Annotated in this window: 7 protein-coding genes; all 7 read right to left on the bottom strand. The window is 63.4% G+C overall.

Annotated features, from left to right (window positions below):
* Positions 1 to 1,184: type I restriction endonuclease (locus RMO57_RS14660; protein ID WP_310387835.1), on the bottom strand; the 1,184-nt coding region annotated here is incomplete at its 3' end.
* Between the two features lie 261 nt (positions 1,185 to 1,445).
* On the bottom strand, positions 1,446 to 2,498 hold the full coding sequence (locus RMO57_RS14655) for a PDDEXK nuclease domain-containing protein (protein ID WP_310387833.1): 1,053 nt from the start codon (positions 2,496 to 2,498) through the stop codon (positions 1,446 to 1,448).
* Positions 2,495 to 3,820, bottom strand: coding sequence for a hypothetical protein (locus tag RMO57_RS14650; RefSeq protein WP_310387831.1), 1,326 nt, complete (start codon positions 3,818 to 3,820; stop codon positions 2,495 to 2,497). The genes RMO57_RS14655 and RMO57_RS14650 overlap by 4 nt, the downstream gene beginning before the upstream one ends.
* Complete coding sequence (locus tag RMO57_RS14645) at positions 3,817 to 5,751, bottom strand: ATP-binding protein (protein WP_310387830.1); 1,935 nt, start codon at positions 5,749 to 5,751, stop codon at positions 3,817 to 3,819. Before RMO57_RS14645 ends, RMO57_RS14650 begins: the two co-directional genes overlap by 4 nt.
* Positions 5,748 to 7,682 (bottom strand): class I SAM-dependent DNA methyltransferase, encoded by a 1,935-nt coding sequence (locus RMO57_RS14640; protein WP_310387825.1) that lies wholly within the window; start codon positions 7,680 to 7,682, stop codon positions 5,748 to 5,750. Before RMO57_RS14640 ends, RMO57_RS14645 begins: the two co-directional genes overlap by 4 nt.
* Positions 7,683 to 7,734: 52 nt before the next feature.
* Positions 7,735 to 8,028, bottom strand: a complete 294-nt coding sequence (locus RMO57_RS14635) for a hypothetical protein (protein WP_310387823.1) — start codon at positions 8,026 to 8,028, stop codon at positions 7,735 to 7,737.
* Positions 8,025 to 8,480, bottom strand: a 456-nt coding sequence (locus RMO57_RS14630; protein WP_310387821.1) for a sigma-70 family RNA polymerase sigma factor, incomplete at its 5' end; no start/stop codon positions are given. The genes RMO57_RS14630 and RMO57_RS14635, both read right to left, overlap by 4 nt.

Below are 8,480 nucleotides of genomic sequence, written 5' to 3'. Positions count from 1 at the left end.
GCCTCGGCCAGTTGCTGGCTCTTGGGCAGGCTGGAGGTTTCGCGGTCGATCGCCCGCACCACGCCGGTCTGGTGCTCGATCTGCGCGATGGCGTCCTGCAACTGCTTGTCAAGCACCGTGCGGTCGGTGACGACGATGACGCTGTGGAAGTCAGGCTCGCCGTCGGGCCGGCGGATGCGGATCAGCTCGTGCGCCGTCCACGAGATCGTGTGGGTCTTGCCCGAGCCGGCGCTGTGCTGGATCAAATACGGCTGGCCCGGCCCCTCGGCGCGCACCGCGCTCACGAGGGCGCTGACCGCTTCCCATTGATGAAAGCGCGGGAAGATCAGGGCCTCCTTGAACTGCGTGCGGCCATTGGCATCCTGCACCTGCTTGCGCTCCAGCAACACGAAACGGTGGAACACGCGCAGCCAGGCATCCTTTTGCAGCACCCGCTCCCACAGATATGCCACCGGGTACGCGCCGTCCGCGCCGGGTGGGTTACCGGCCGCGCCATCATTGCCGCGATTGAAGGGCAAAAAAGAGGTGGCGGCACCGCTCAACTGGGTCGTCATGCGGATATCGCTGTCGCTCATCGCGAAATGCACGATCGCGCCGCGCTTGAAGCTCAGCAGCGGCTCGGCCCGGCCGGTCTTGCCGTTCTTCGCTGGCCGGTCCTGCCGGTACTGCGTCATCGCCGCTTCGACCGACTGGGTGAAGTCGGTTTTGAGCTCCACGGTCGCCACCGGCAGGCCGTTGATGAAGAACACCAGATCGATGCGCTCGGTGGACTCCAGCGAATAGCCCAGCTGCGGCACCACGCGCAAACGGTTGGCTTGGTAGCGCCGCGCCGTGGTCTCGTTGCGCGCATCTTCCGGCAGGGCCTGGCTCATCGCCAGCTGCCCCGCACCGGCCAGCGCAAAGCCGCGCCGCAACACACCCAGCGTGCCGCCCTCGGCACTCTCCAGTGTTTTCACCAGCCGGTCCAGCAGCGCCGTTTCAGCCGCCGCCGCTGAACCCGCATGCAGGCGCAGCAGCTTCTCCCAAGCCTCAGGCTGACTGTCCTGCAGCCAGGCCGTTACGTCCTCCGGGTACAAGGCCCGCGCCCGGTCATAGACGGCCGATACGCCGACCAGCCAACCGGCAGCGCGAAGCTGCTCGACGATGTGGCGTTCCAGCTCGCATTCGTGATGGATCTTTGACATGGTCCTCCCTGACCGGTTTTGCTTCTATTTAGTCTTTGGCGTCGACCTTATTCTTTCATCCCCTTCATCCCCTCCATCCAGGCCAAAAATTTCCTCCGGGCCGATCAAATCGATCTCGTGCGAAGGCAGACAGAAAGAAATTTAGCCGGGATGGAGGGGATGAAGGGGATGGAAGAGATTTGCGTGCAGCCATGCTTGTCAATGCCATTGCGTTGCTGACTTGGCGGGCGCAAAGTAAAAAAAGGGTTCTCGCAAGCTCGCTCATCCGCTCAGCCGGTCATGCTCCCGGTCCAGCTCGGCGCGCAGCTCTTCTTCGCTGGGCAGTACCAGCTTGTATTTGCTGGCGAACAGCTGCTCATGGCCCTGCAGCACCGAATAGCGCACCACCGACGCGTCCTTCTGCGCGCACAAGATGATGCCCACCGTGGGGCCGTCGTCCGGCCCGCGCTTGAGCTCGTCGTACATGCGCACATACATGTCCATCTGCCCGATGTCTTGGTGGGTTAGCTCGCCGCGCTTGAGGTCAAAAATAACAAAGCACTTGAGCAGATAGTTATAGAACACCAGGTCCACATAGAAATCCTTGTTCTCGGTGCTGATGCGCTGCTGGCGTGCTACGAAGGCAAAGCCCTTGCCCAGTTCCAGCAAGAAGCCCTGCAACTGTTTGATCAGCGCCTGCTCCAAGTCGCTCTCCAGCAGCGCGCCGGCGTTCGGCAGGCCCAGAAACTCCAGCAACACCGGGTCGCGCACGAACTCGCGCGGGCTGAAACTTGGCGCACCTTCCTCGCTTTGAATATTGGCCCCGGCCTCCTCGACCACGGCGGCGCGGTCCTGGCTCACCAGCAGACGCTCGTAATACAGCGTGCCGATCTGACGCTCCAGCGCGCGGGTGCTCCAGTTCTGCGTGGCGGCCTCGTTCATGTACCAGTCGCGGGCACTGCCGCTCTCCAGCTTGAGCAGGCTGCGGTAATGCGTCCAGCTCAATTCGTGACGCAGTGCGTCACGAATTGGAAAGGCGTTGAAGAACAGCCGCATATAGCGAAGATTGCTCGCGTCAAAGCCCTTGCCGAACTCTGCCGTCAGCCCTTCAGCCAGCATCGGCAGCAATCGCTGGCCATAGGCCGCCCTCGCCTCGCCGCCCTGCTCGAACTCGACGATATGCCGACCCAGCTCCCAGCAGGTCTGCACCTGGACGGCGTCCACCGCCCGCAGCGCGCGCTGGCGGGCCTGGCGGATCAGCGTGCGCAGCTCGGCCAGCAGCGGCCGCAGCGTGGCGGCGTCGGCTGGCGTGGGCGGTGAGGCGGGCCTACTCATGTGGGTTCTCGGACGTCGATCTGGCCGGTGACGGCGGCGGTGATGAGGGCGGCGCGGCGTTCTTTGAGCAAAGCCACGCTGGCTACGACTCGCTTCATCAGGCTGTCAAGTTGACCCGATCGAAGTGCGACTCGATCCATGATCAAACTCTGCTCGCCCATTGGTGGCATCGCCACAGGGAGATCTCGGATAACTTCTTGCGAGATATTGACCATGGACGAACTTGCCCCGGTAGCCTCAATTTCCACTTGACGCCTGCCGTGAACGACGATGACTGCGGCCAGAAAAGCCGGGACAACATCTGCGCCAACCACGAGACGATAGAGCTTGTCGCACAGCATCAAAGTAGGCTCATCTTGCTCGATGACAGCACAGCCACCGACAAGTTCTCGCGTATTCGCCCTGGACACCAGCACGTCACCTTTCTTCAACGCCAAATCAGCTCTCGCTTGCAGCGATGCCGGCAATGCCTTGTTTTGACTCCGATCAAAGGTTCCACCATTAACGCAACCAACCTTCATCACGCCCCATTCATTTCCTTCAGCTGGCCGTGCCTCACATTCGGGACTCCAGCCCTGGCTCATGGAAGAGATGACGTATTTGATGCGAGTTACTGCCCAATGCGCCGGCACCCGCCCCAGCCACGCAACACCAGAATCCTTCATCGGTACGGTCGGATCCAAGCCCTGGGTGACCGCCTGCGTGATCAGCGCCTGGCGCTTCTCGCGCAGCAGCGCGATGAAGCGGGTCTTCTTGGCGATCAGCGCATCGATACGGGTGCTTGCGCGGTCAATCAGGGCCAGCCGCGCCACCTGCTCGGCCGGAGGCGGCACCGGCACCGGCAGCTCCATCACATTGCTGGACGAGATCGAGGCCAGATTGGTGCTTTGCTTGGCCCGCCCCATGAAGTAGAACTGCGCCGGTGCCGAGCCGGTCCAGGCGTTCAGCCATTCGGGCGAGACGCCGTGTGGGCGCACCGCGAACACATGGTTCTGATGGATGCAGGGCTCGATCTGGCCGTGCCAGACATGGCCGCGACCGAGCTTATCGAAGTCGCCGCCCTCGTTCATCAGCACATCGCCGGGCTGCAGGCGATAGCGTTCCAGATCGGCCACGGGCACCGTCATGGTCGCCACATCGTCGAGCGCAAGGTAGCCGTCCTGCACATTGGCCACGCGCAGATACGGCACGTCGACGGTTTCAGCCTCGCCGTGATCCTTGCCTTTGGCCATGCCGGTCTGGACCATGGCGATGAACTTCAGGCGTTTGAGCTGCCATTGCCGGGGTAAGTGTTCGGCCATTGAGAACTTGTTGGGCTTCACAACTGCGCCCCCACCGCCCGATACGCCTGCGCCGGATCATTGGGTTTGTCCGGCCGGGTCATGACGATGCGGCCCTGCCGGAGTAGCGGGCGCAGATAGTCCTGCCGCACCGTCTCGGGTTGCCGCTGGAGGAGCAGGGCCAAGTCGTCGGCCCGCAAGGCCTGCCAGGCGCAAAGATCCTCCACCAAATTGCGCACGTCCTGAGGCGGGCGCCGCTTGCCCAGCTGCGCCAACCGGCCGGCCAGCGCCACCGGCATCTCGGCCACCAAGTCCGCGCGAGCGAGCTGCGCCTGTTGCGCCCGTTGAGCATGCTGCAGACCATCGAGCTTGCTGGATAAGACCGGGGGGTTACTGGATAAGGGCCCGAGGTTACTGGATAAGGGCCCGGGCTTACTGGATAAGGCCAGGGGGTTGCTGGATAAGCTCGCCGGGATCAAAGCCTCGCCCCTCAGTTTTGCGGTCGGCCGGTACCAAGTGGCGGAGCCCCGGCCCTGCTGCGTGAACAGGCCGGCATCTCGCAGCCGCCGCAGGGCGTTGCTGGCCGTCAGCGTGTCCAGCTTGTTCAGGTCGCGGTAGGTGGCGTTGTCCATGGCACCGGCCTCGCGGGCCACGACCAGCGCTCGGGCCTCGGCCTCGTTGAGGCCCAGATCCTTGAAGCCGGCCAGCCAACGCAGATCGTCTTCCCCCAGGAAGTGATGAAAAAAGAAGCGCGCAACGAAGAGGTCCTGGCCCCGGTCGGATTCGAACAGCGGCGGCGCCAGTCCGGCAGCCTCCGCCATTTCACGCATCACGCGGATGCCGCTTCCCTTGGTCTCGGCGAAACGGGTCTCGTGCAACACCGAGGCGATCTTGGGGTTGCGCGGGGTGGAGCCAGGGTCGCCCAGATGCTCGGGCGATTTCAGCGAGAACCCGGGGTTGCGGATCTCCAGCCGGTTGGCAAAACGAATGATCTGAATCGGGGCATGGCTGCGGTAGCTGCGGTGCATCAGTGCATTGACCACGGCCTCCCGAATCACTCGTTGCGGGATGACCGGCCGGTCCTGCCGCTGCAAGTCCCCGTCGGCCAGACCAAAGGCTTTGGGCAGGTCGTCCAGAATGGCCGCCTGCGCGCGGCGGATGAGCCTGAACAGCGGGTCGCGCAACTCCAGCGTGTCGAATCGGCGCTCCGGGTCGGGCACCCATTCGCGGCCGGGCACGCGAATGTAGTCAACCCGGATCATCGGAAAGCAACGCCGCAGCGCGGCCGGCTTGCCAAACAGCATCAGCCCGGCCACCGTAGGCAGCCAGCGCCCCGCTTGGCCGGGGCGAACCGCGCCAAGCGCCTGCAGCAACTCATCGTCGCTCCAGCGCAGTTCCTCGGCGTCGGGATTGGCTTCGGCTCTGGATTGGCGGTATTCGGCCAAAGCCTCCAGGGCGAAATCATCCAGTTCGGCGTCGGTGACCAGGCCGGCGTCGAAGCTTTCCTGCTGCCGGCCTTGGTAGAGCGCGATCAGGTCGTCTTCGGTGCAACGTTGGTCGCTGCTGCCAATGCGACGGAAGGCGCCGCGCGGCAGGCCTTGCGCTTTCAGAAAGACCGGTTTGTCGTGACCGGCCAGTTCCGGGACATGGACCACGGCCACCACTTTGCCGCGCAGCGACTCGGTGCGGATGTCCACTCGCAGGGGCTGATTGAACATGCTTGCGCATTGGCTGGCCAGATCGCTGACGATCTTGTCGGGGTCGCGCAGACCCACCACTTCGTAGCTGGGATCAGGCGCGCGCTCATCGCGCTGCGCGCCCAGCAACACCCATCCGCCGCCCAGGCCGGGTTCGTTGGCGAATGCGCAAATGGTTTCGAGCAAGGACTTGCCGACGTCCTGTGCCGTCTTGGCTTCGACGTGTTCGTGCTCGTCCAGCAGGTTCAGACTTTCCAGCAGCTCAAGAGCCGTCACGCCGTCACCTCCCCCAATAGCGCCGCAATCTCCGCCTCCACCGCCTGCAGCTCCGCGTCGATCTCCGCCAGCGGCCGGGGCGCTTGGTAGACGTAGAAATAGCGGTTGAAGTTGATCTCGTAGCCGACGATGCCGGTCTTGCCGTCTTTCTCGTCGGTCTTGTCCCGCAAGATCCAGGCATCCGGCACATGCGGCATCACCTCGCGCTGGAAGTAGGTCTCGATGCCTTCCTTCAGCGGCACGTTCTCGAACTCGCGCAGCTCGGGGTCAGGTGTTGCCGATTTGCCGTCCGGCTCCATCACGGCTTGAGCCGCCGGGTCACGCTCGCCAAAACAATCCAGCACGGCCTTGCGGGTCGGCTTGCCGAGCTTGCCCTTGACGCCGGCCGCCTTCAAAAACGCATCGAAAGAGTCGAAGCTGGCGCCCTTGTCCTTGAGCGTGATGAAGCGCTCGACCTGGTCCGAACCCTTGGCCTCCACGTACCGGGCAAGCCGCTGCGGCGTGACGGCAAAACGCATACGCAAGGGGCGCTCAACGGTGATGCGGCGGTAGCCGAAGTCGGTGGTGTCAAAAATCTTGCTCTGCGGCCCATCCTCGAAGGCCTCGACCAAACGGGCGATTTCGTCGATCTGCGCCTGGCTGATCTGGCGGCGTTTGCTGCCCAGGCTTTTGCGCATGGGGCTGTGCAGGCTGCTTGCATCGATCAGCTGCACCTTGCCGGCGCGCGCAGCGGGCTTGTGGTTGGACAGCACCCAGATGTAGGTGCCGATGCCGGTGTTGTAGAACAAATCGTTGGGCAGGGCCACGATGGCCTCCAGCCAGTCGCGCTCCAAAATCCAGCGGCGGATCTCCGACTCGCCCGAGCCGGCTCCGCCATTGAACAGCGGCGAGCCCGACAGCACGATGCCGATGCGGCTGCCGCCCAGCTCGACCGGCTTGCGCTTGGACAAGAGGTGCATCAGGAACAGCAGCGAGCCGTCGCCGACGCGCGGCAGGCCGGGGCCAAAGCGGCCGGCCAGGCCGAATTCCTTGTGCTCGGTGGCCACGGCCTTCTGCACCGACTCCCATTTCACGCCGAAGGGCGGGTTGGCCAGGCAGTAGTCGAAGCGCTCGCGCGGCAGCATGTCATGGCTGAGCGTGTTGCCGAGCTTGAGGTTGGCGACGTTATAGCCCTGGATCAGCTTGTCGGCGACGCAGATGGCATAGGTCTCGGGGTTGAGCTCTTGCGCGTAGGGCACCAGCGTGGTGTCGGCGTTCCACTCCTTGACTTGCTCGATGGCCGAGCTCAAGAAGCCGCCGGTGCCGGCCGCGCAGTCGTACACCGTGCGCACCACGCCCTTGCCGGCCAGCGCGTCATGGTCGGGCGCGAACACCAAGGTGGTGGTCAGGCGCACCACGTCGCGCGGGGTGAAGTATTCGCCGGCGTCGTCATTGGCGGCCTCGGCGAACTTGCGGATCAGGTGCTCGAACACCAGGCCCATATCGTGGTTGGAGATCGCGTCCGGATGCAGGTCGATGGCGGCGAACTTCTGCGTGATCAGGTAGAGCAGATTGGCTTCTTCAAGCTTAAGTAACCAGTTATCAAAGCCGAAGTGACCGAATACCTGGCCTGCGTTGGCCGAGAACTTGGCCAGGTAGTCCTCCAGATTGGCGCGCGTGCTGGTGGAGCCGAGCGTGGCCAGGCTGAACCGCGAGACGTTGTAGAACGGTGCGCCGGCCACCTGCGGCAGCAGCAGGTCCAGGTCGACCTTGCTGCTCTTCAGCGCGGCATGCTGCTTGAGTACGGCGTCACGGGTCGGCTCCAGCACGCATTCCAAGCGGCGCAACACGGTGAAGGGCAGGATGATGCGGCCATACAGCGAGGGCCTGAATGGGCCGCGCAAGGTGTCGGCCACGCTCCAGATGAAGTCGGCTAGGTTTTGTTGGTTCATCAAGGAGATTCAAATAGGGGGCTGGCGCAAAAAATGCGCCAGACAAGGGCCGTCAATTGTCCGTGCTGCCGGAGCGATCGTTATTCCCGCTATCGTTATTGCCGCTATCGTTATTCCCGCTACCGCTGTTCCCGCCATCGCTGTTCCCGCCATCGCTGTTTCCGCTGTAACTGCGCCAGTGCTTGGAAGCCCGCCGCATCAACTCGACTTGTTTGCCAAAGTTGGTGCAGCCCTTGCAGATCAAGTAATGCGCTCGAACGGTGAGCCGTTCAGCGTGGCCGAGTGGGCGGTCTTCACCCTCCAACACCAGGCGGGTAATTTCCCTGCAATCAGGCAGGCCCATCATGTTGCAGCCCCCGCCTGCAACTCCTGCGCATCAAACCAGTTCAACTGCAAACATTCGCGCAGCCGTAGCCGCGCCCGGTGCAACATGACCCACAGATTGCTCGGACTGATGTTCAACTCCTGGCAGATCTCGTCCGTGTCCAACTCCAACCATTCACGCATCATGAAGAGCCGCCCTTGCTGGCCGGGCAGATGCTCGACGCAGGCCTCCATCACCTTCATGAAGTCCACCTGACGCAGGCAGTGGTCGGGGTCACCCCAGTCCTTGGGCCGCTCGCGCCAATGGCCGTCGGCCTTGAACAGATCATCATCGAGGTCTTCACCGTCTTCTTGCGTGGTCGACATTTCGCGGCAGTTGCGGCGAATCTGATCGACCAGCTTGTGCTTGAGGATGCCGATCAGCCAGGTCTTGAGCTGCGAAGTACCGCTGAAGCTTTGCGGCTTTTCGATCGC

Origin of the sequence: Roseateles sp., from assembly GCF_031397715.1 — a bacterium.
GTDB lineage: Bacteria > Pseudomonadota > Gammaproteobacteria > Burkholderiales > Burkholderiaceae_C > Paucibacter_A.
This window is presented reverse-complemented; position numbering and strand designations above follow the sequence as displayed.